Origin of the sequence: Nostoc sp. (assembly GCF_036917415.1) — a bacterium.
GTDB lineage: Bacteria > Cyanobacteriota > Cyanobacteriia > Cyanobacteriales > Nostocaceae > Nostoc.
Genome location: NZ_JBALDJ010000033.1, coordinates 1 through 20,781, shown reverse-complemented (window position 1 = coordinate 20,781; position 20,781 = coordinate 1). Strand labels below are relative to the sequence as shown.

Genomic DNA, 20,781 nt, shown 5'->3' with positions numbered 1-20,781 from the left:
ACAATCCGCTTGTGGGATATTGGGGGCAACCCCATCACTCAACCTTGGCGTGGGCATGAAAAAGAAGTTAATTCTGTCGCCTTTAGCCCTGATGGTCAGTGGATTGTCAGTGCCAGCAATGATTCGACAATCCGCTTGTGGGATATTGGGGGCAACCCCATCACTCAACCTTGGCGTGGGCATGAAAAAGAAGTTAATTCTGTCGCCTTTAGCCCTGATGGCAAGTGGATTGTCAGTGCCAGCAATGATTCGACAATCCGCTTGTGGGATATTGGGGGCAACCCCATCACTCAACCTTGGCGCGGGCATGAAAAAGAAGTTAATTCTGTCGCCTTTAGCCCTGATGGTCAGTGGATTGTCAGTGCCAGCAATGATTTAACAATCCGCTTGTGGGATATTGGGGGCAACCCCATCACTAAACCTTGGCGCGGGCATGAGTATTGGGTAAATTCCGCAGCTTTTAGCCCTGATGGTAAACTGATTGCCAGTGGTAGTCTTGATGGAACAGTGCGCTTGTGGAACTGTGGGTGGCAAGAATGGTTGCAAGTTTGCTGCAACAGGTTACATTATCATTCCGTCTTTCAAAATCTTAAAAATGGCGGTGATGTAGAAATTGCCCACCAAACTTGTCAAAAATATGTATGGAATCCACAATGCCCTAAACAGTTGAACAACCAAGGTGCAGGAAAGCTAAAAGAGAAAGCTTTTTCAGCAGCTTTGGAGGACTTTAACCAAGCAGTTCAACTTAATTTCACATCGCACTGGAAACATCCCCTTGCTTGGCAATCAGTACCCACAGAGAACCCAAGGTAAACGCATCCGTCATCGCTTGTTTTTGGAAATCGATCGTAGTGCGATCGCCATTTCCAACACCGAGCAGAGTCTACACTTTTACCGCGATCTGTTGGGAATGCAAGTTGAATGCTGACGGCGATAGTTGGTTTTACTGAAATAATTTAAATTTCATAGTACCAAATTTCTTCTTCTCGCAACACAATTCGATGTAGAGAAAGACGAGCGATCAAGCCCTCTTGCTCAAACTGCCCAAGAATACGAGTGATAGTCACACGAGTTGAACCGAGCATTTCCGCCAGGTCTTCATGAGTCAGACGCATATCTATTAAACGTCCCTTCTCAACTTCCGAACCAAACTTTTTGGATAACCATGCCAATAGCTTGATGAGCATAGTATCGACTTTTTTATGGCTACGAATGATCGTCAATTCTTGAGCCTGTTGGATATGGGCAAGTAGAGTTTCTGTTAGTTCAGTCCACTCCTCTATAGGTAAAACTGTTGCCTCCACTTTAGTTAGGCATTCCATCTGATAAGGTTCTAATTTTGACAAACTCTTACCAACGACATCTCCAGGCCCCCACAATCCTAGAGCAACAGTTGTACCATCTTCCAGATAGCTAAAAGTTCTCACAAAACCCGTTTCAATCTTCCAAAGGTCGTTATGATGCTCTGGTAAAAATGACCTACGGGCAAAAAGTTGCTTAGTATTGTTACTGTTTGAACTAGAGAAGCTTGTGTACAAAGACACCATATTATATAAAACTATTCTCCGATAAATGAACCGTAGTATTATATTTATATCAGGTTCTAAGAACCTATGGGTATTTTAAAGAGGGGAGCAGAGGGGCAGGGGAGCAATCAATTCAAAATTCAAAATTCAAAATTCAAAATTAAAGAACTTCTGCCTCCTCTTTGCCAATGCCCAATGCTCAATGCCCTAAATTAAATTCCCGCACCATCAAGAAAATCTTCAATCATCCCATCAGAGTTTTTGCTCTTAGGGTTGTCGGTTAATTCGTCGCCAAGCTCAGTTGGGGACAAACTTGATTGATCTTCTAATTGCTCAAACTGTTTCTCTAGAGACTTGACGCGTTCAAATAAAGCGCGGATTACTTCAGCTTCTACGTCACGGAATTTATTATGATCAAGAACATTGGTAGGTAAGTTGTTCTGACGAGTCACACGCCCTGGAATCCCAACTACAGTAGTGTTACTGGGCACATCTCTAAGCACCACAGAACCTGCTCCAATACGGACGCGATCGCCAATTTGAATATTTCCCAAAACCTTCGCACCCGTTCCCACAACTACATGAGAGCCTAAAGTTGGATGGCGTTTGCCGCTTTCTTTCCCTGTCCCGCCAAGGGTGACGCCTTGATAAATTAGGGCATAGTCACCCACGATCGCAGTCTCACCAATCACTACTCCCATCCCGTGGTCAATAAACACTCCCTGACCAATTAATGCCCCAGGATGGATTTCAATTCCGGTTAAAAACCTACTAAGATGAGAGATGAATCTTGGTATGAAAGGAATTCCAATTTTATACAGCCAGTGTGCCAATCGATGAAACACTAGGGCATGAAGTCCAGGGTAACAAAACAATACTTCTAGCCAGTTACGAGCTGCTGGGTCACGCTCAAAAATGGTTTGCAAATCAGTTAGTAGCATACTCTGTTGAGATTTTTGTTGGTAGGTGAGGTTCCGAAAACAGAAACTCAGGATAATTCCCACAAAAAGATCGAGTAATTTATGGGAATTGTGTCATTACACAATCTACGGTAAGTCGATAAAGTATAGTGCTTTTGTGGGTAATAAGTGGGATGCTATCACATTCCACAGTTGAAAAAAATTAATTTCGCATAAACTGCGATAAGTCCCTCAATTCACCGTAGTATATTGAGTACAGTCTTGAATAGCCAAAACTACGCTCTCTTGGATCTGTCTTCCAAAGTGGAATACGCGCTGCTAGCACTCTTAGAACTGGCAAGCCACCACGGGAAAAAACTTCCTCTAACCATGAGCGAGATCGTTGCCAAGCAACCCATACCCGAACGCTATCTGGAACAAATTTTGACCAACCTCCGGCGTGCTGGTGTGGTGCAGAGTCAACGCGGCTCTAAAGGAGGTTTCGTTTTAGTTCGCGAACCTTGGCAGATCACTTTGCTTGAAATTGTCACTCTGGTAGAAGGTGAACGGAAAGAGAAAGATACCTCTGACTCTTCCACTCTAGAAAAGACTCTGGTACATGAAGTTTGGCAGCAAGCTAACGCTGCCTCAATTGAAGTTTTGGGTCGTTATACACTCCAAGACTTGTGCGAGGAAAGAGAAACTCGCGCCCAGCAGAGTCCAATGTATTATATTTAGACACGACGGAGTACCCACATGCGGATAGCGAAAGATATCACAGAGTTAATCGGCCGAACTCCTTTAGTTCAATTAAACAAGATTCCCCAAGCTTCAGGAGCGGTTGCTCGAATTGTGGTGAAGCTAGAAAGCATGAATCCAGCATCTTCTGTGAAAGACCGGATTGGCGCGAGTATGGTGGAAGCGGCGGAAGAAGCAGGCTTGATTCACCCCGGAAAAACTGTTTTAGTAGAGCCAACTTCTGGAAATACAGGAATTGCGCTAGCGATGGTGGCAGCTGCTAAGGGCTACCATCTCATTCTAACGATGCCTGACACAATGAGCCACGAAAGACGATCTATGCTCAAAGCTTATGGCGCTCAACTAGAGTTAACACCGGGGGTAGAAGGGATGCGAGGGGCGATCGCTCATGCAGAACAGCTTGTAGCTCAAACGCCCAATGCTTATATGTTGCAGCAGTTCCGCAACCCCGCCAACCCGAAAGTTCACGCCGAAACCACAGCCGAAGAAATCTGGAATGATACCGATGGAGAGGTAGATATTCTCGTGGCGGGAGTGGGTACTGGTGGGACGATTACCGGAGTTGCAGAAGTTATTAAAAAACGGAAACCGAGTTTTAAAGCGATCGCAGTTGAACCAAGTAACAGCCCAGTATTAGCAGGGGGGAAATCAGGGCCTCACAAAATTCAGGGTATTGGCGCAGGATTTGTCCCAGCAATTTACCGTTCAGAAGTGGTAGATGAAGTGATTCAGGTAGCGGATGAACAAGCGATCGCTTATAGCCGTCGCCTCGCAAAAGAAGAAGGATTACTATCGGGGATTTCTACTGGCGCTGCTTTATACGCGGCTATTCAAGTGGCACAACGGCCAGAAAATGCAGGTCGCCTCATTGTGATGATACAGCCTAGCTTCGGCGAACGCTACCTCAGCACCTCACTATTCAAAGACCCAGAGGAGAATGAGTGGTTGAGTAAAGTTTAATATTTGATTTTGTAGCGTGTGTTACACCTATTGGATAGTTGATTAGCCCTCTTCTATCACTTTGGGGAAAGAAAAATAAATGTAGGTTGGGTTGAACAAAGTGAAACCCAACTTTTCTAAGGTCTTTGGGTGTTGGGTTTCGTTCCTCAACCCAACCTACGTCTAAATTGATAAAAGTCATGAGAAATAAGGGTTTTAGATTTTTCTCTACCGATAGTGATTAAAGAGGATTAGTCACAATATATAGCGACTTGTCGGTATCAAAAGTTCTACATCCCTCTAAATTCCCCTTAAAAAGGGGGACTTTGACTCTGGTTCTTGCCTTTTTAAGGGTACCGTGTATACACAAGTCTCAAGTAGTTGATAAATCTCGGTTTTACCCCACCCTAACCCTCCCCTTATAAAGGGGAGGGAACAACATTTTTTCTGTTTTCCCCCTTTATAAGGGGGGATATAGGATTTGTGTATACACGGTAGCCTTTTTAAGGGGGGTTAGGGGGGATCTAAAAGTGCCTAAAATCACAGCCAAACACTTTTAAAACAACCTCTTAGCAATAGCGATCGCTTTGATTTTGAAAATTTTTCAATAGTTATTAATCTTGACCTTTTGATATATGACTCTAATCTGTCGAATGATAGGTTGGTAAGTTTTTAACAAGTGATATAATTTTTTAGTGGGTAAATTTTTTATTGTAGCAATCGCTCCTTAATAGACATTAGTAAACAAAATCACTTTGCACTGAAATTATTTTAATCAAATTGCAATACAAGGATTCACGTTATGCATAAAGTTTCCCAGCAGACTATACAAACTGCACAGAAACATGCTCAGGAATTACTTGAGCAAGGCAAAGCAGTAAAAGAGTTAGGTGAGAGTTTACAAACAGATGACCAAACTAGTCACCAACAAGGCAAACGCATCGAAGATTGCGGAGAAAGCATTCAGAAGCAGGCGCAGAAAGTCAAAGATTTGACGAAAAGATTAGCAGAAGATGGCTCAACAGAAGTGTTTACAGAGGCAGTACAGGAGCATGTAAATATAACTCAAACTCATATTGAGGCAATTAAGGAATTTCAAAAGACATTGCCCTTTCCTACTATAAATCGCTCCTCTAAGGAATGCGAATGAAAGTGATGGCTTTTTTACAGGTGTTGTTTTGAATCCTCTCAAAAGCTGAATTATAAGAGAATGTCTGAAAAGTTTTTTGTATATATCGAACGCTCAGAGATCCCCCTAAATCCCCCTTAAAAAGGGAGACTTCAAGGCTCTTATTCCCCATTTTTTAAGGAGGTAAGGAGGGAGCAACCAATATTTGATACCTCTCAGACATCCTCTAACTACTAACCGGAAACAGAGCATCTTAAATTCTGCTTCTAAATTATTTGTTGTTAATGGCTAGCAAGATCATTTTTTACCAAAACTGTTAAACAGCAACAACTAGCAGCTAACTTGATTGGACTCAAAGCTTCAGTTTTTAATACAATAAAAGCGCCTAATCCGATCAGAATAAAAGGCACAAGATTATTAACGTAACGAGTCAATACATTAGCTATTACTCTGTTATTAGCTAATTTGGATGCAGCGTAGCACCAAACTCCTAACAATAGAAAAAATAATCCGACAATTACTAAAAAAGTCTCTAAGTTGCTGCTAGCAAATAAAGGCACGTAGATACTAATATTATCGCTACCATTGGCAATTGTAACGGCTGCCACACCATAAGCTTGGGGAGAAAAAAAACTAGTAATTGTTGATGCTTCAGTTTCTTCTGTTCCAGCTACAACTTCTTTTGATGAATCTTCTTCACGATTCACTAAACTACTGATACCTATGGACATTGGTAGTAAACCAAGTAATCCAATCCAGCTTTTGGATAAAACTAACCCACCAAATAAACCAGGAAGACTAAGAATTAACAGAACCGTAAAACCTAGAAACTGACCAGTAACTATATGCCGAGGGCGAAAGTTAGCATTTATTTGAGAAAAAAACAATAATAGAATGACAATATCATCAATATTAGTGGCAATGAACGCAATTGACCCTGTAGTAATTGCAGTAACTAACTCGTTCATATTTCCTGGTTTTTTTTATCACTAAAACTTGGTTTCTTGTTTAAGTATTACTTAGTCTAATTCCAAACCTCCCATAGTTTTGAGGCTAGGGAAGCTGTTATCTTGGTTGTGGGGTTAGGGTTAGATAACTTCGATTATTATTCTGTTTTCTACGATGACTATGATTAACTTTTGGTTACATACTTGTAAATTTTCCCGCCGGCTTACTTGTGAGGATAATTACTTTGTCATTTTAAAGCTTAGTTGTGCTAGAAGGTTAAAATAATTTGTAATTGAATTAGTTGGTAATTTAGACCCCAACTTTCTTCTAGACCACTAATAAATATAATTTGGTAAGGGACTTCAACCCAATAATTACGAATTACGAATTACGAATTAGTGAATTTGGTATGGTGATAAATTGTAGGTTCTAAAAATCCAGCATGAGTCAGCTAGGGACAGCCTTCAGTGAAGGGATAATTGCCTTCATCGCCACTAACATAGATGACATCATTATCTTGTTAATCTTTTTTTCACAGGTAGATGTTAACTTTCGGCGGCGGCATATCTTACTCGGTCAATATCTGGGTTTTACAGCCATTGTCATCGCTAGCTTACCAGGATTTTTTGGGGGATTGGTTGTACAGCGAGAATGGATAGGATTGCTAGGATTGTTACCAATTGCTATTGGTATTCAGCAATTAGTATCTAAAAAAGAAGAAACTATAACAGTTCAAACAGTTAGTACTGATTTTAGACAGTCTACATCTACTAATCCAGTATTGTCTTTTATTTTGAGTGTTTTGCATCCCCAAACCTATAAAGTGGCAGCAGTAACGATCGCTAATGGTGGTGACAATATTAGTATATATATCCCTTTGTTCGCAGGTCACAATCTTGCCAGTTTGGGAGTAATTCTAGGTATATTTTTTATCATGGTAGGGGTTTGGTGTGCGATCGCTTATTTTTTAAGCCGTCAACCTACTATTGCTGATATTTTAAGTCGCTACGGTAACGCTATTGTACCTTTTGTGTTAATTGGCTTGGGTCTGTTCATTCTGTACGAACGAGGTACATTCACTCTACTACCTTGGGTAAGAAGTTAATCAATATTGGATGTTGGATATTGAATGCTGGATTTGCAATTGGAAATCTCAAATTGGTTACACCTGATGAACTAATTTCCAACTTACCATCATCAAAATGGTATAAATAATAAACCGTAGTGGGCGCTGGGGAGCTACCTGGCAGATTTTAGCACCTAGTAATACCCCAGGCACAGAGCCTAGCCATATAGGGAGTACCAAACTCCAATCAACTGTTCCTAAGCTCAGATGACCAAGGGCTGTAAACAGCAGTAAAATCGCTGCGTGTGAAATATCTGTACCCACTAACTTCCGGGCATCAAGGCGGAAAAACCCAATCAGCACTAGGGCAAACATTGAACCTGATGAGACGCTAGTTAGACCAACCAAACAGCCTAAAATTGCTCCCAAAATAATTGTCATAAATCGACCAAAGTTAGTTTCTAAGTCTAACTTTGGCAGTTCGGGTAAATTAAATTTGGGGAAAAAAGTCAATAACAACAATTGCACTAGTGCTAACACTGTGACTAGCAAAATCATCCCGCCAAGCAAACGGAGCAAGATATTATCCAGGCTATACTCACCTGTATGTTTAATGAAGTGCAAAATCCCCACTCCGAACAATGAGCCTGGAACACTCCCAAATGCCAGCCATTTGACAACTTCTGTGTCAAGGGTTTTCTGTTCCCAATGCTTGACACTACCAACAATTTTCATCAAGGTGGCGGCCACAACATCAGAACTCACAGCGATAGAAGGCGGAACCTGAAAAATAAAAATCAACATTGGGGTGATGAGAGACGCTCCACCAATTCCTGTCAAACCAACGATGATACCAACAAAAAAGCTTAAGAACGGTAGTAATAAATAGTGCATACTCTTCGGGGGTTTCAACAATTAGTTATCAGTTATCAGAGTCCTGTTGAGTCTCTCACTTCTATAAGTGAGCAGCGTCGGTAGGAGTTGATTAAATCCCTAAACGAAGCCTTGATAAATTTTCACTGACTTAACTACGAGCAGCTAGAGAGCAGTAACTCAGCCAAACTATAGCCCAGTGGTAGATAGGGCTAGTTATGACAAGTTATTGCGTTTCTCAAGGACTCCTGGACAACTTAAAACCTGTGTGGAAGTTTTTGTAAGCATAACGACTGGCATTTAGTTGAAACAGACTTTGATAACTGCTTATTGGTCAGTTGCTCTGCTAAACTCAACTTCTAACTGGGTTTTTCTGCGATTTTACATACAAAACCTCGTAAGACGATGCACTTACCGTATTTTACTAGTAAGCATGATTAAACGTCCAGCGTATTCGCGTTGTATATCGCTCAATTATCTGGAAAATACACCGCAGTCCGTCAAACTCACTACGGACTGGTTGCTCAAAAATTTACCTACAAGTTAAAGCTATTTTCAGGTAAATAGACCACGCGGTAGGGGCACAGCAATGCTCATTGGTGTCAACTTAACGTATAAGCTAGATTTGGCGAACTTTCCAAGTTTGACCCTCACCCCCAACCCCTCTCCCAATTTTGGGAGAGGGGAGCAAATTCTCTAGTTCCCCGAATCCCAAGTTGGGAGAAGGGATTAGGGGATGAGGGCAAAACGTTCTCTCAAAGCAGATTTTTTCTTAAGTTGACACCAATGAGCAATGCTGTGCCCTTACGACAGATGTGCTTCAAATACATGAAAACTGCTGTAATAAGCATAGGGATAATTCCAAATTTTGTTTTTTGCAATCCAGTCAAAATCTTGTTTGGCAAAGGTCAAATTGCCAACATTGCTGCTGAAATTCCTGATAATGCCAAAATCTTGATTACTTATGGTAGAGGTAGCATCAAAGCTAACGGCGTCTATGACCAGGTGAAGTCTGCATTGGCTGGACGGAATTGACAGCACTGCATGGTTTGGATCGTGCTCAAACTTTGACTATTGTGGTATCTAGCACCCTGACAATTAGGCGCGATCACAAATGGCAAAAACTCTTACAATATGCCAAATGAGTTTGAGGAATAGCCAATGCCTAGTTCTTTACTCAGTGTTGAAAAAAGCTTGACTTGCAAGCAACTATCATGCTAATTTTATCAAACCATTCGGTCGGTAATATTTTATTTATAGCAATTTTCAATTCAATAAACTCCCTACTATCAAAATCGCTGTAATGTCTAAAGGCGAAGAAACAAAAACCAGAATTCTTCAGCAAGCAGCCGAACTGTTTAATCAACAGGGCTATGCAGGTTCATCGATGTCAGACATTATGCGTGTAACTGGATTGCAGAAAGGAGGAATTTATAATCACTTCCAAAGCAAAGACGATCTTGCATTACAGGCTTTTGATTTTGCGATCGCTCGCATTAAGCAGCATACTAGATTTGCATTACGAAGCAAACACCACGCAGTAGAACGTCTGCAAACAATCATTAAGGTGTTTAGTAGCTTCGCAGAAAATCCACCGATCAAGGGAGGGTGTCCACTGCTGAATACTGCTGTGGAAAGTGATGATGCTCATCCGGCGTTGCGAGAACGTGCTCAACAAGCGATGAACTCTTGGCTGCATCTAATTTGTCGAATTATTGAAAAAGGAATTGAAAAGGGTGAAATTCGCCCTGAAGTGAGTGCTGATGAAATCGCTACCATCATCATCGCAACACTAGAAGGAGGCATAATGATCAGCAAGCTTTATGGAGATTCAATTCATATCCATAGGGTAATTAATCACCTGATTCAATATTTGGAAACTTCTCTTTAATTGAATAGACCGAGCAGTATTAAAAAATATCAAGAGAAATAATGCTAGTAAATAACAACTTACACAGACCATTAGAAGTAGTATTAGCAATTCCTGTAAAAACATACGACATTGATTTTATGGGAATTGTGAGTAATATCGTGTATATCAGATGGCTAGAGGATTTACGTCTAAAGTTTTTAGATGAACATTGGCAACTCAATCAACAAATTGAGCTAGGATATACACCGATTCTAGCCGGAACTGAAATTGAATATAAACGTCCGATAAAGATTATTGATCGGGTGATTGGACGTTTGTGGCTGAGTAGTTTAGGACGCTTAAAGTGGACTGTGCAAGCTGAAATTTTATCTAACAATGAGTTAGCAGCAGTGGCTAGCCAGAAAGGTGGTTTTGTCAGTCTGCAAAATAATCGTCTTATTCCCATTCCAGAGGAATTACAGAAAAAATATTTACAGTATCAACAAGGGATTCAGAAAATTTAATAATTAAGAATACTTCAATATTTTTTTGAGTTTTTACAGACTGTTCGGTTTGTTTGTCAATATAATCTGGACTATAATACCGATTCTTCATGAATACGCGAAAGAACTCCACTGCCTGCGGCACCTCCCCTTGGTAAAAGCAGACTGGGAGAAGTCTCTAAAAACTTACTAATTTCTTGATGGTTCTCCTTAAATCCCCTCTCTGTAAGCGGGGCTAGTATGTACACAAGTCGAAAAAAGCTCGATTTACTATTCATCTCATTCCCATGTAGAGTATGGGAACGAGGAAAACCTCATCAAGTTTAGGTTTTTAAGACTTGTGTGTGCAGCGTAGACAAGCAAGGAGGGGAGACGAAGTTGTAGCTTAAGCTCTTTGGGGTTATTCGGGTTTAATAAGCAATCAAGCGGACATGATATGAGAGGTCAAATATTCACAAATATTGTGTTGAGTGGGCAAACAGCTAACTTTTTTATTGTCAATCTCGTAAATATACGGGAACTTCTTGTTTTGAATTTTGGTCACTTTATGTCACTTTGAATAGCAAGGCGGTTCTGACTCCAATTAATTAGGTATAGTCCAACTCAGGCATTGCAGCCTTATATGTCGTCCAATTTAACTGAACCCTAACTCTTCAGTAAACCACTGTACCCATCCAAAGGTATGTACAAATGCTGTTATCCGTTCTCAGCTTTTCCTGAATTGTCTTTATATATACAATAATTACACTTTGTTAGTCAGATTAACGCAGACTTCAAGCCCTTTCAAATCTCTAAAATGGATGTTTGCTTATGGAAAAATTTCGTCATATCCAACCAAATATTACCATAATTCTTTATAGGTATACTAAAATTCTATGAAAGCTCTATTAAACGACACTTCAAACACTTTTGCACCCAAAAACCTCTATACTAGACTAGACTTTGATAAATTTGAGAGTTCTGTTAATTGCAACACCAAAAACTATCAATTTTTAAATGAAATACTAGCGTATCTTATAGTCTATAGTTTTTAAGGTTTAGTCAAAACTATATCCAGTATCATCAAAAAACTGCAAACTTCATGTGGTGCCAAAATCAAGTGGGGAGTGAAAACATGAATTTACGTAGAGATGCATTGCAAATCCTCAAAGAAACTAGCCGAACTTTTTATATCCCAATTAGTGTTTTACCGCCAGGATTACAAGAAGCAGTAGCATCAGCATATTTGTGTATGCGTGCTATTGATGAAATTGAAGATCATCCCGAACTAGATAACGCTACTAAAGCAAAGCTGTTAAGAACGATTAGCCTGACATTACAGGCAGGAGTTGATGGCTTCGCGGTAGATGCTTTCTTTGCAGGATTTAGTGGGTATGAGAATTCATTAGAAGAAGTCACTTTGAGGATTAGAGAATGGTCACTGCTAGCACCAGACACCATTGCACCTCGAATTTGGGATGCCACTGCTGCAATGGCAGACCGAATGGCTTACTGGGCAGAAAAAAACTGGAAAATTTACACAGAATCTGATTTGGATCGTTATACCTTTGGAGTTGCAGGTGCAGTGGGACTGTTACTTTCTGACTTGTGGACTTGGTATGATGGAACACAAACGAACCGTACCCAGGCAATTGGTTTTGGTCGGGGTTTACAAGCAGTCAATATCTTGCGTAACCATACTGAAGATTTGGGGCGTGGGGTAGAATTCTTCCCAGAAGGTTGGAGTGCAGAAAATATGCAAGAGTATGCTCGGCGCAATCTAGCCCTAGCAGAAGCTTATATCAAAGACCTTCCTACTGGGCCAGCCTTAGATTTTTGTCAAATCCCCTTCACCTTGGCAAACGGCACTCTTGACGCCCTTGCTAATGGTAAAGAGAAACTCAGCCGCAGTGATGTTTTTGCACTTATCGAACAGCTGATTAGTGTGAACATGAAAGCTAGCTAATAATCTCTTAATGACTAATGGAGATGATTCTAAATTGCCTCCAAATTTGGGCATCCAAAATTCTACAGCGATTTTCTGTAGGGTAGCCAGTGCGGTCTTGGGATTTCTCCAATATAGTAACTGGCGTTGGGCACTGCCCTCCAATACCTTTAAATACCAATTCTCCCATGCAAACAAACCAGATTAAAGCTGATTTTCTGAATGGGATAACAGCACGATGCACCTCACAAGCCTTGAGAGAAGAATTGGTAGAAAGTAGCATAAACAGTATTTGCCAATGTAAGTATAATAAATAATCTTATTTAGCGATCGCTTTAGGTAATCTCAGCTAAACTTTAGGAACTCTTCAAAGGATTTCCAGCAAAAATTACCTGGCAAGAGTTGATTAATGTCTAAATAATTGAAAGGGAGTATAACACTCCCCGTAATTATTCGTGCAGCGAGTTGAGAGTGCATGAGCTACTGCTTAAATCCTACCTGTTCCAATCCAGAAAATTTGGTATATAGCCAAAGGTGTCAGTCTTGTGGCTCGCAACTACTGTTGCGCGATCGCTATCAGGCGATCAAACCATTAGGTCAGGGTGGCTTTGGAGCGACCTTCCTAGCCAACGATCGAGGCTTACCAGGAGAACCGAGTTGCGTAATCAAACAATTACGCCCATCAGGAAGCGCTGCACACGTTTTGCAGATGGCCAGAGAACTCTTTGAACGAGAAGCCAAAACTCTAGGTAAGATTGGCAATCATCCCCAAGTACCAAGATTGTTAGACTATTTTGAAGATTGCGAACAATTCTACTTAGTTCAAGAATATATCAGTGGTGATACCTTGCAAGAGGAGGTTAAACTTAACGGCATCTTGAGCGAAACTGGAGTCAAGCAATTTTTGAGCGAGATTTTGCCACTGTTGCAATACATCCACGAGCAAAAGGTGATTCATCGTGATATTAAGCCAGCCAACTTAATCCGCCGCACCCAAGATGCCAGAATGGTACTCATCGACTTTGGTGCCGTCAAAAACCAAATTAGCCAAAGTGCGACAAGTCCATCAGGACAGACAGCATTAACTGCGTATGCTATTGGTACTCCTGGTTTTGCACCTCCAGAGCAAATGGCTATGCGTCCAGTCTACGCCAGTGATATTTATGCATTGGGGGTGACATGCATTTATTTACTGACTAGCAAAACTCCTAAAGATTTAGATTACAATCCCAACACTGGCGAGATGATGTGGGAGCAACTTGTGCAAGTGAGCAATCACTTAAGCAATGTGTTGCGAAAAATGTTAGAGGTGTCTGTACGTAATCGCTATCAGTCAGCAGCAGAAGTTCTTAGAGCATTAGAAATAGAACCATACTTAGATAGTTTAGCAAAGGGTTTGCTGATTAAATCTGATAATGGATCTAAAGAGCGAACACACAACCACCTGGAAAATTCTGCTGTTTTATGTAACAACCCTGCTGCTACTAGTGCTGGAGTGGCACAGGTAGCGGCAGCGATTCGTGCTAGACGGGCTAAGACCGCAGAAGCCGCAGGATTACACCAGGGTTCTGGGATGGCCAAATCAACGACTTTCACTAGCAACAGCAATGGTTCACAAGTTCAAAATTCTAAAGTTGGGCGGAAGTTAGATACCCAAGGTTTATTAACAGCTTATCTGAAGGGAAGACGAGATTTTGCCTTACACAATTTAAATTTGCTAAATCTGCAAGGTGCTGATTTATCTCAAACAAATTTCCATTCTGCTCAATTGCAAAAAACCAATCTTCAAGGAGCTAATCTTCACAATAGTGACTTTGGCAGAGCCAGTCTCACTCGAGCAAATCTTAAAGATGCTAATTTGAGCAAAGCATACTTTAACCATGCTGATTTAGAAGGAGCAGACCTGCGAGGTGCAGACCTTAGCAATGCTTATCTCAGTAATGCTAACCTCCGAGGAGCTAATCTATGTGGTGCTAATCTCACCAGTGCCAAAATTTCTGATGAGCAGCTAGCACTAGCAAAAACAAATTGGATGACCGTGCGTCCCAATGGGAAACGAGGCTTGTTGTGATTTTAAAGTGTGAACTACCCCAGCCTATAGACGGATGGGGTTTTCCAATTCGTCGGGAATAGCCTCTCTTGTCGCTGTAGTTTTATAGCAGGAGGCAGAAGGCAGGAGGCAGGAGGCAGGAGGTAAAACATTACTATTCCTAACATCCACGCAAGTCATTATGTCCTAACCTTTAATTCGCTTGCTATATCCGAATATTCTCCTATATTAGATTCTAGATTATCCTGACGGATGAACCCTTTTTATTGAAATCAATTATTTGAGATTAGCAGAATAGCCTCAATTCTCTGCTTTTAAGCTCTCCATTTTTATTAACAATTTTAAAACGCTTATTTTCTAAGAATCACAAAGCTGAACTTTTCTCACATCTGGGAAAATTAGCCCTGATTATTCTCGATAAAAACTTAGATTTATTCAGAATTGACCAAATATATATAATGTTTAGGTTGCTCGGTAGCTGTCACTATCACGAATATTAAGAAATATCCAATTATCTAGTAAAAACACGTAGATATTTGTCAATTCTTCATGAAATCTTTATGATTTTGATCTGTTACAAATAACAAATGATTATTTACAATAAACAATAAAGCATCACAATAATTTCATAAAAATATTTCCATGCTTTTTATGGCTATAAACAACAACAAATCTCACACCTAAAATTTTTAAAATAAAATGATTCTAAAGCACTAAATTTTTCAGATGGCAGCAAAAAGCAAAAAATCAATTATCCCTGATTGTAGGCTGGAGAAGTATATCACAACCGAAATCAGGTAGTATAAGGTTTACGTATAATGACTGACTTTGCACAAAGAGAAATAGAACGGCGATTAACTTTATATCAAGTATTCCTCAAGTTGTATGAACACCACAGCAGCCTTCTAGATGAAATTCTTCAGCTAGAAAACCTATCTCAACCGTCGTTGAGAAGAGTCAAGGTGGGTTACGTACATGGTGTAGTGGATAATACTGCTGTTTATCTGATGACTAACTTGAGCGACAATCAGACTCAGAGTTTACGACAGCCACAACAAATCTGGACGATAGGTCGTAATCGCAACAGTGGTATTTACATTGCTGACAGTCATCTGTCTCGTCGCCACGCTGCGATTCAGCATATTGACGAGCAAGGCTTTTACTTAATTGATTTCAACAGTACCAATGGCTCGTTTGTGAATGGTAATCGCGCTCTTAGGCCGATCAAGCTCAAAGATGGCGATCGCATCCGTCTAGGAAATATGACTTTTGATTTTTTTGTGAATTCTACCTACCGTGTTCTGCCAACTGTTGCAATGGATTTATTGATGCAGCTTGTGCATCGTAGGAATAATCATACAGTAGATATGCTTACTTATTCCCAGAATAAACAAAAATCTCTAACTGAAAAATCAGATTCTAATTTAGAGGCTTTTAGAAATTTTGGAATAGTTGAGAAGGTTGAAAATTTTTATGACAACTTCAGTTCAGAACAGAAATCAGAAATTTTAGACCGCCTGTTTACCACACAAACAGCGTCTAATACCAGCCAGCTAAAAAATTGGAACTTCTAGCAGTTTTCAATTGCTTCAGGAGTGCTGTTAGCGGTAGCTTGACATTTAGTCTGTGAGTCTGTGCTGAGTAAGAAGGTAAGGTTTGCTGAGACAGATAAGCAGACAAATAGTGAAAGTTAAAAAGGAACAAGGAATAGGGAACTCGTCAAAATATATAAAAAAAATTAAGAATTTGATTAAATATCATAGCAATCATTTTAGAATGGCATCTCTAGCTCAAAATAAAAAGAAAGCGATTCAGAGATTGAGTGAGTAATTTATGCTCTATCCTGGCAACAGAAGGATACTCAAGGTCTACCAGCAGTAGCACCGCTACGCGTCTACGCCAAAAAAACCCCCAGTGGGTGTTAACCTACTAGGGGAGTTAGTTATCAGGGTGCATCTACCAATTAAATGTTCTCAGGTTGAAGACCATACTCCGGATAAATTTGGACAAAGGTCAGTTATTTTTTAAATAAAAAAACCCCCAGTGGGTGTTAACCTACTAGAGGAGTGAGTTATCAGGGTGCATCTACCAATAATCTTTTCTAGGGGCAGCCAGTATCTTCCGGTAAAAATGAACTAAATTAGAGTTGATGGCGATGTTTACAAGGGGCTGTGACGCTCATACCTCTATGGAGAAGCAACTTATGCGTATCATCTCTAAGAGGAAAAACTCGCTAAGATTTCTCTGCAAGACGCATTTGCGATCGCTATTGGTAAGGCAACTAGTAGAAAAAACTCCCAGTGGGTGTTAACCTATCAGGGGAGTGAGTTATCAGGGTCAGTTATTTTTTAAATAAAAAAAACCCCCAGTGGGTGTTAACCTACTAGGAGAGTGAGTTATCAGGGTGCATCTACCAATAATCTTTTCTAGGGGTAGCCAGCATCTTCCGGGAAAAAAACTAAATCAGAGGCGATGTCTACAATGGGCTGTGAAGCTCGTACCCTTTTGGAGAAGCAAGCTATGCGTAGCGTCTTTGAGAGGAAAAGACTCGCTAACATTTCTCTACCAGACGCATTCGTTATCGGTGACGCAAGTAGAAAAAACCCCCAGTGGGTGTTAACCAACCAGGGGAGTGAGTTATCAGGGTGCATCTACCAATAATCTTTTCTAAAATAAATGGGTTGCTACCGGATAAATTAGCAGAGGTTGAAGTTGTTACTGTTTATCGATCGAAGAAAAACCTCAGAGGGGTTAGTTATCAGGACAGACCTACCAATTAAACGCTCGGTGCGCTGTTTTACAAAATGGGTGTGTCAGGGTTAATCAATAGCACTCAATTTTCATAAAAAAACCCCCAGTGGGCGTTAGCCAACCAGGGGAGCTAGTTATCAGGGTGCATCTACCACTTAAATGTTCTAGGTTTAACCACCATGCTCCGGATAAATTTATTAAAAAATTGATTGTTGTCGTGTGTCAAAAAAAACAAAAGTGGATATTACAGCAGTTTTCATGTATTTGAACCACATCTGTCGTAAGGGCACAGCAATGCTCATAGGTGTCAACTTAACGTATAAGCTAGATTTGGCGAACTTTCCAGGTTTGACCCTCACCCCCAACCCCTCTCCCAATTTTGGGAGAGGGGAGCAAATTCTCTAGTTCCCCGAATCCCAAGTTGGGAGAAGGGGTTAGGGGATGAGGGCAAAACGTCCTCTCAAAGCAGATTTTTTCTTAAGTTGACACCAATGAGCAATGCTGTGCCCCTACCGCGTCGTCTATTTACCTGAAAATAGCTGTAACTCAATTAGGGGAGTTAAAGATCGAGGGACATCCATCTATTAATCAAGTATTCTAGGATTAAGCACTATTTTCTGGTAGAGAATATCTGCGTCAGAAGTTGCTGTTGTTTGCCAAAAATAAAAAAACCCCCAGTGGGTGTTAGCCAACTAGGGGAGTTGAAGATCAAGGTGCATCTACCAATTAAGTGTTCTAGACCCAAGTAATCCGATCCGGATAAAGTTGTAAAGGCAGAAAAACCAAAACGACACCGAATCAGAAACATTCAGGGGCGCGATGCATCTAAATTATCAGAGGAAGCGAAAAATCGACTTGAAACTTTCGCGTTTCAAACCAGATTTAGGAGGCGGACAGGAGAAGTTGTGACCCAGGAATTCCATATTTCCGTAACCCCAGTAGGGCAAAATGACTACTTGGTGCGGACGGAACAAGTCGCGCCTGGGGTACCATTGGCAGAAGAATTGGTGACTTGGCCTATAGCTGATTGGTTAATGGCTGCTGGGCATTTGATGAATGACCCGTTGAATTCGGTGTTGCAAGGAGATCCATTTACCTCTGGCGGGCATGAAAGCGATATCGCCAGAAACTCTGTGAATTTAGTGGCATTGGGTCAACAATTTTATAATGCCCTATTTCAAGGCACTCTCAGAGATAGTTGGATTACTGCCCAAGGTATTGCCCAGAACCATCAACAAGTACTACGGTTACGTTTAGGGTTAAAAGACACTAGATTAGCTCGTTTGCCTTGGGAAGTAATGCACGCAGGCGATCGCCCTCTGGCTACTGGGCCTTATGTGGCTTTTTCTCGCTTCCAAAGTGGAATTTTAGGGGCTTCTCCTTTGCGATCCCTGCGGGGGGCTACGCCTACGCAAAATATGCCCACACCACTAGAACAAGGTGGTGTCAAAGTCTTGATGGTAATTGCTTCTCCCTCAGATCAAGTCCGTCTTGACTTACAGAAACAGGAAGCGATTAAACTGCAAGCGGAACTTCACCGTCAAACGTTACGACCTGGTGAAGGTCGCAATCGTTTCCCTGAAATTGAACTCACTGTATTAGACCAACCAGGACGGGAAGAACTGACGCAAGCCCTAGAACAAGGTAGATACCACGTTCTCCACTACTCTGGTCATAGTAACTTAGGTGCAAATGGCGGAGAAATTTATCTTGTTAGTCGCAGAACTGGCTTAACAGAAATCTTGACTGGGGACGATTTGGCAGGTTTGCTCGTCAACAATAATATCCAAATGGCAGTGTTTAATTCCTGCTTGGGGGCATACATCGCAGCGTCCAATCCCTCTGGAGATACTGGCGAACGAAACTTAGCAGAAAGTCTGGTGAAGCGCGGAATTAGAAGCGTTTTGGCGATGTCAGAACGGATTCCTGATGAAGTAGCGTTGACGCTCACACAATTGTTTTACCGCAACTTAAGTCAGGGATATCCAGTAGATTTGTGTGTAAGTCGGGTGCGCCAAGGATTAATTTCTGCTTATGGTTCTCACCAGATGTACTGGGCATTACCGATTTTATATCTTCAGCCAGAATTTGACGGTTTTCTAAGTCAGGAAACTGAGGTATCCGCAAGTAGAGAGTCACTGAATCAGTATAGTTCGCCTTTAGGGGCAACTTCTACGATGTACCCTGGTATGCCTGATGATAGCGAGATACCTTTAGGAATGGAGGACATGATTCCTTCTGGTTTGACGCGGGACTCTTCTGGGTTAGACTGGCTGGGTGAAGATACTTGGGGCGATCTGGTTGATGAAATTGAGTATGATGACCCAAGTTATGAAGAAGATTCTGCGATAGTTTCGGATTTGTTTCGTCAGCTAGATAACCAAAAAGCTGCAACTGAACCAGATCGACAAATTAGCGAAAATAGTCTTCACCAAAGCCAGATTTCAGAGGAAATGACTTCCTCAGAAGAGTCAGCAGATTTGTGGGGAGAAGTTTCACCACCGCCACCTGCAACTCCTGGGAACCTTGAAGAAAATTGGCAAAATTCTAATTTTTCGCGTAGGCAAAGCCCGCCGCAGGCATCGCAACCACCCCCACCAAGAAATCGTACCCGTCGCCGTCAGCTGTGGCCGATTGTGGGTGTTGTGGGGATCAGTGCATTAGCAGCTGCGATCGGTTTAAATTGGTGGTGGCAAAATCGCCCCCAAGCACTGCCTAAAATACCAGAAATTCCCACCCAGTCTCTACCTGATTCTCGACCGATTCAAAAGCAGCCGAACATCGATTTAGGAATAGAAGCAACTGGAATTGTCACCGCGACTGCTACGGAAAAATTGAGTCAGGGTGACTTGCAAGGTGGGTTATTGGCTGTAGAAGAACTACTCAATCGGGGCGCACTGGCTGCGGCTGAAACTTCCTTAAAACTAATTCCCAGTAAACAAGCTGACGATCCATCTGTGAATTTTTACAAGGGAAGATTGGCGTGGCAGTCTATCCAAACTGGAGACAATAACTATAGTGTTGATGATGCCCGTCGTTATTGGGAAACTGCTGCCAAAGCTAAACCCGAATCGCTTTTGTATAATAACGCTTTGGGATTTGCCTACTATACAGAAGGCAATCTGAATCGCGCCAATGATTCTTGGTTCAAGGCTTTGAATTTAGCTCTCAAAGAACAGAACACAAATTCAACATCCCAAAATACAGCAGTTCCTCAAGATGCTTTAACTTCTTATGCTGGTTTAGCTCTTGGACTGTATAAATCTGCACTTAGTCAATCTAATGGTAAGCAGACGCAATATTTGAATGAAGCGATGAAGTTGCGGCAAACGGTTCTCAAGTCCGATCGAGAAAATTTCCAGGTAGATAAATTAGCTAAAAATTGGCTGTGGACGGAGAAGGCGATTGAAGATTGGCGATCGCTCCTTCAGGAAAAAGGTGAAGAACAGTAATATGTTGTGGTGGAGTCAATACTTTTCGGTTAAGCCTAAAAACAGGTAAATTAAGAGTTGTACCTGAAAATCAGCAGCTAAATGCAACTCAAAAAATTTTCGTTGGTCGC

The 20,781-nt window shown here is 41.3% G+C and carries 17 protein-coding genes and 1 pseudogene; 13 read left to right on the top strand and 5 right to left on the bottom strand.

Features of this window, described 5'->3' with window-relative positions; all coding sequences use genetic code 11:
• The coding region (locus V7K41_RS06305; protein WP_334846508.1) for a WD40 repeat domain-containing protein at positions 1-813 on the top strand (813 nt) is incomplete at its 5' end.
• A complete protein-coding gene (locus V7K41_RS06300) occupies positions 776-928 on the top strand; it encodes a hypothetical protein (RefSeq protein WP_334846506.1) in 153 nt (50 codons plus the stop codon). The genes V7K41_RS06305 and V7K41_RS06300, both read left to right, overlap by 38 nt.
• 28 nt (positions 929-956) lie before the next feature.
• On the opposite strand, the gene V7K41_RS06295 is transcribed toward V7K41_RS06300, so the two are convergent.
• Positions 957-1,547 carry a Crp/Fnr family transcriptional regulator gene (locus V7K41_RS06295; RefSeq protein ID WP_334846504.1) on the bottom strand — a complete coding sequence of 197 codons (591 nt, stop codon included), beginning with the start codon at positions 1,545-1,547 and terminating at the stop codon, positions 957-959.
• Between the two features lie 191 nt (positions 1,548-1,738).
• Positions 1,739-2,467 carry a serine O-acetyltransferase gene (cysE, locus tag V7K41_RS06290; RefSeq protein ID WP_442943140.1) on the bottom strand — a complete coding sequence of 243 codons (729 nt, stop codon included), beginning with the start codon at positions 2,465-2,467 and terminating at the stop codon, positions 1,739-1,741.
• 213 nt (positions 2,468-2,680) lie between these two features.
• On the opposite strand from cysE, the gene V7K41_RS06285 reads away from it, so the two are divergent.
• The 3 genes from V7K41_RS06285 (at position 2,681) to V7K41_RS06275 (ending at position 5,273) form a co-directional block, all read left to right on the top strand.
• On the top strand, positions 2,681-3,163 hold the full coding sequence (locus V7K41_RS06285) for an RrF2 family transcriptional regulator (RefSeq protein ID WP_334846510.1): 483 nt from the start codon (positions 2,681-2,683) through the stop codon (positions 3,161-3,163).
• An 18-nt stretch (positions 3,164-3,181) separates the two neighbouring features.
• Positions 3,182-4,144: a cysteine synthase A gene (cysK, locus tag V7K41_RS06280; RefSeq protein ID WP_334846503.1), complete on the top strand. Its 963-nt coding sequence runs from the start codon at positions 3,182-3,184 to the stop codon at positions 4,142-4,144.
• Positions 4,145-4,925: 781 nt separating this feature from the next.
• Positions 4,926-5,273, top strand: a complete 348-nt coding sequence (locus tag V7K41_RS06275; RefSeq protein ID WP_334846501.1) for a hypothetical protein — start codon at positions 4,926-4,928, stop codon at positions 5,271-5,273.
• A gap of 260 nt (positions 5,274-5,533) precedes the next feature.
• On the opposite strand, the gene V7K41_RS06270 is transcribed toward V7K41_RS06275, so the two are convergent.
• Positions 5,534-6,220 carry a cadmium resistance transporter gene (locus tag V7K41_RS06270; protein WP_334846499.1) on the bottom strand — a complete coding sequence of 229 codons (687 nt, stop codon included), beginning with the start codon at positions 6,218-6,220 and terminating at the stop codon, positions 5,534-5,536.
• Between the two features lie 422 nt (positions 6,221-6,642).
• Between V7K41_RS06270 and V7K41_RS06265 the strand changes: the two genes are divergently transcribed.
• Positions 6,643-7,305, top strand: coding sequence for a cadmium resistance transporter (locus tag V7K41_RS06265; protein ID WP_334846497.1), 663 nt, complete (start codon positions 6,643-6,645; stop codon positions 7,303-7,305).
• Between the two features lie 57 nt (positions 7,306-7,362).
• Here V7K41_RS06265 and V7K41_RS06260 read toward each other — a convergent pair whose 3' ends face one another.
• Positions 7,363-8,160 (bottom strand): sulfite exporter TauE/SafE family protein, encoded by a 798-nt coding sequence (locus tag V7K41_RS06260; RefSeq protein WP_334846495.1) that lies wholly within the window; start codon positions 8,158-8,160, stop codon positions 7,363-7,365.
• An 837-nt stretch (positions 8,161-8,997) separates the two neighbouring features.
• Between V7K41_RS06260 and V7K41_RS06255 the strand changes: the two are divergent.
• From V7K41_RS06255 to V7K41_RS06240, 4 genes and pseudogenes are all read left to right on the top strand, one after another.
• Positions 8,998-9,171: pseudogene (locus V7K41_RS06255) on the top strand (NADH-dependent alcohol dehydrogenase); the annotation flags it as partial.
• Between the two features lie 271 nt (positions 9,172-9,442).
• Positions 9,443-10,030, top strand: coding sequence for a TetR/AcrR family transcriptional regulator (locus tag V7K41_RS06250; RefSeq protein ID WP_334846493.1), 588 nt, complete (start codon positions 9,443-9,445; stop codon positions 10,028-10,030).
• Between the two features lie 41 nt (positions 10,031-10,071).
• Positions 10,072-10,515, top strand: a complete 444-nt coding sequence (locus V7K41_RS06245; protein WP_334846491.1) for an acyl-CoA thioesterase — start codon at positions 10,072-10,074, stop codon at positions 10,513-10,515.
• 1,093 nt (positions 10,516-11,608) lie between these two features.
• Positions 11,609-12,439: a phytoene/squalene synthase family protein gene (locus tag V7K41_RS06240; protein ID WP_292748868.1), complete on the top strand. Its 831-nt coding sequence runs from the start codon at positions 11,609-11,611 to the stop codon at positions 12,437-12,439.
• A gap of 7 nt (positions 12,440-12,446) precedes the next feature.
• Here the strand turns inward: V7K41_RS06240 and V7K41_RS06235 are convergent, their stop codons facing one another.
• On the bottom strand, positions 12,447-12,701 hold the full coding sequence (locus tag V7K41_RS06235; RefSeq protein ID WP_334846490.1) for a hypothetical protein: 255 nt from the start codon (positions 12,699-12,701) through the stop codon (positions 12,447-12,449).
• A 192-nt stretch (positions 12,702-12,893) separates the two neighbouring features.
• Here V7K41_RS06235 and V7K41_RS06230 point away from each other — a divergent pair, with 192 nt between their 5' ends.
• From V7K41_RS06230 to hetF, 3 genes are all read left to right on the top strand, one after another.
• Positions 12,894-14,489, top strand: a complete 1,596-nt coding sequence (locus tag V7K41_RS06230; protein ID WP_334846488.1) for a serine/threonine-protein kinase — start codon at positions 12,894-12,896, stop codon at positions 14,487-14,489.
• Positions 14,490-15,286: 797 nt separating this feature from the next.
• Entirely contained in the window at positions 15,287-16,042 is a 756-nt protein-coding gene (locus V7K41_RS06225) for an FHA domain-containing protein (protein WP_334846486.1), read from the top strand.
• A 2,082-nt stretch (positions 16,043-18,124) separates the two neighbouring features.
• Positions 18,125-20,671, top strand: a complete 2,547-nt coding sequence (gene hetF / locus V7K41_RS06220; protein ID WP_334846485.1) for a cell division protein HetF — start codon at positions 18,125-18,127, stop codon at positions 20,669-20,671.
• Positions 20,672-20,781: the final 110 nt, after the last annotated feature.

Excerpts from the sequence above, each read along its gene's own strand:
- V7K41_RS06295 (WP_334846504.1), bottom strand. The coding sequence starts at position 1,547 with ATGGTGTCTTTGTACACAAGCTTCTCTAGTTCAAACAGTAACAATACT.
- cysE (WP_442943140.1), bottom strand. The coding sequence starts at position 2,467 with ATGCTACTAACTGATTTGCAAACCATTTTTGAGCGTGACCCAGCAGCT.
- cysK (WP_334846503.1), top strand. The coding sequence starts at position 3,182 with ATGCGGATAGCGAAAGATATCACAGAGTTAATCGGCCGAACTCCTTTA.
- V7K41_RS06275 (WP_334846501.1), top strand. The coding sequence starts at position 4,926 with ATGCATAAAGTTTCCCAGCAGACTATACAAACTGCACAGAAACATGCT.
- V7K41_RS06270 (WP_334846499.1), bottom strand. The coding sequence starts at position 6,220 with ATGAACGAGTTAGTTACTGCAATTACTACAGGGTCAATTGCGTTCATT.
- V7K41_RS06265 (WP_334846497.1), top strand. The coding sequence starts at position 6,643 with ATGAGTCAGCTAGGGACAGCCTTCAGTGAAGGGATAATTGCCTTCATC.
- V7K41_RS06260 (WP_334846495.1), bottom strand. The coding sequence starts at position 8,160 with ATGCACTATTTATTACTACCGTTCTTAAGCTTTTTTGTTGGTATCATC.
- V7K41_RS06250 (WP_334846493.1), top strand. The coding sequence starts at position 9,443 with ATGTCTAAAGGCGAAGAAACAAAAACCAGAATTCTTCAGCAAGCAGCC.
- V7K41_RS06245 (WP_334846491.1), top strand. The coding sequence starts at position 10,072 with ATGCTAGTAAATAACAACTTACACAGACCATTAGAAGTAGTATTAGCA.
- V7K41_RS06240 (WP_292748868.1), top strand. The coding sequence starts at position 11,609 with ATGAATTTACGTAGAGATGCATTGCAAATCCTCAAAGAAACTAGCCGA.
- V7K41_RS06235 (WP_334846490.1), bottom strand. The coding sequence starts at position 12,701 with ATGCTACTTTCTACCAATTCTTCTCTCAAGGCTTGTGAGGTGCATCGT.
- V7K41_RS06230 (WP_334846488.1), top strand. The coding sequence starts at position 12,894 with ATGAGCTACTGCTTAAATCCTACCTGTTCCAATCCAGAAAATTTGGTA.
- V7K41_RS06225 (WP_334846486.1), top strand. The coding sequence starts at position 15,287 with ATGACTGACTTTGCACAAAGAGAAATAGAACGGCGATTAACTTTATAT.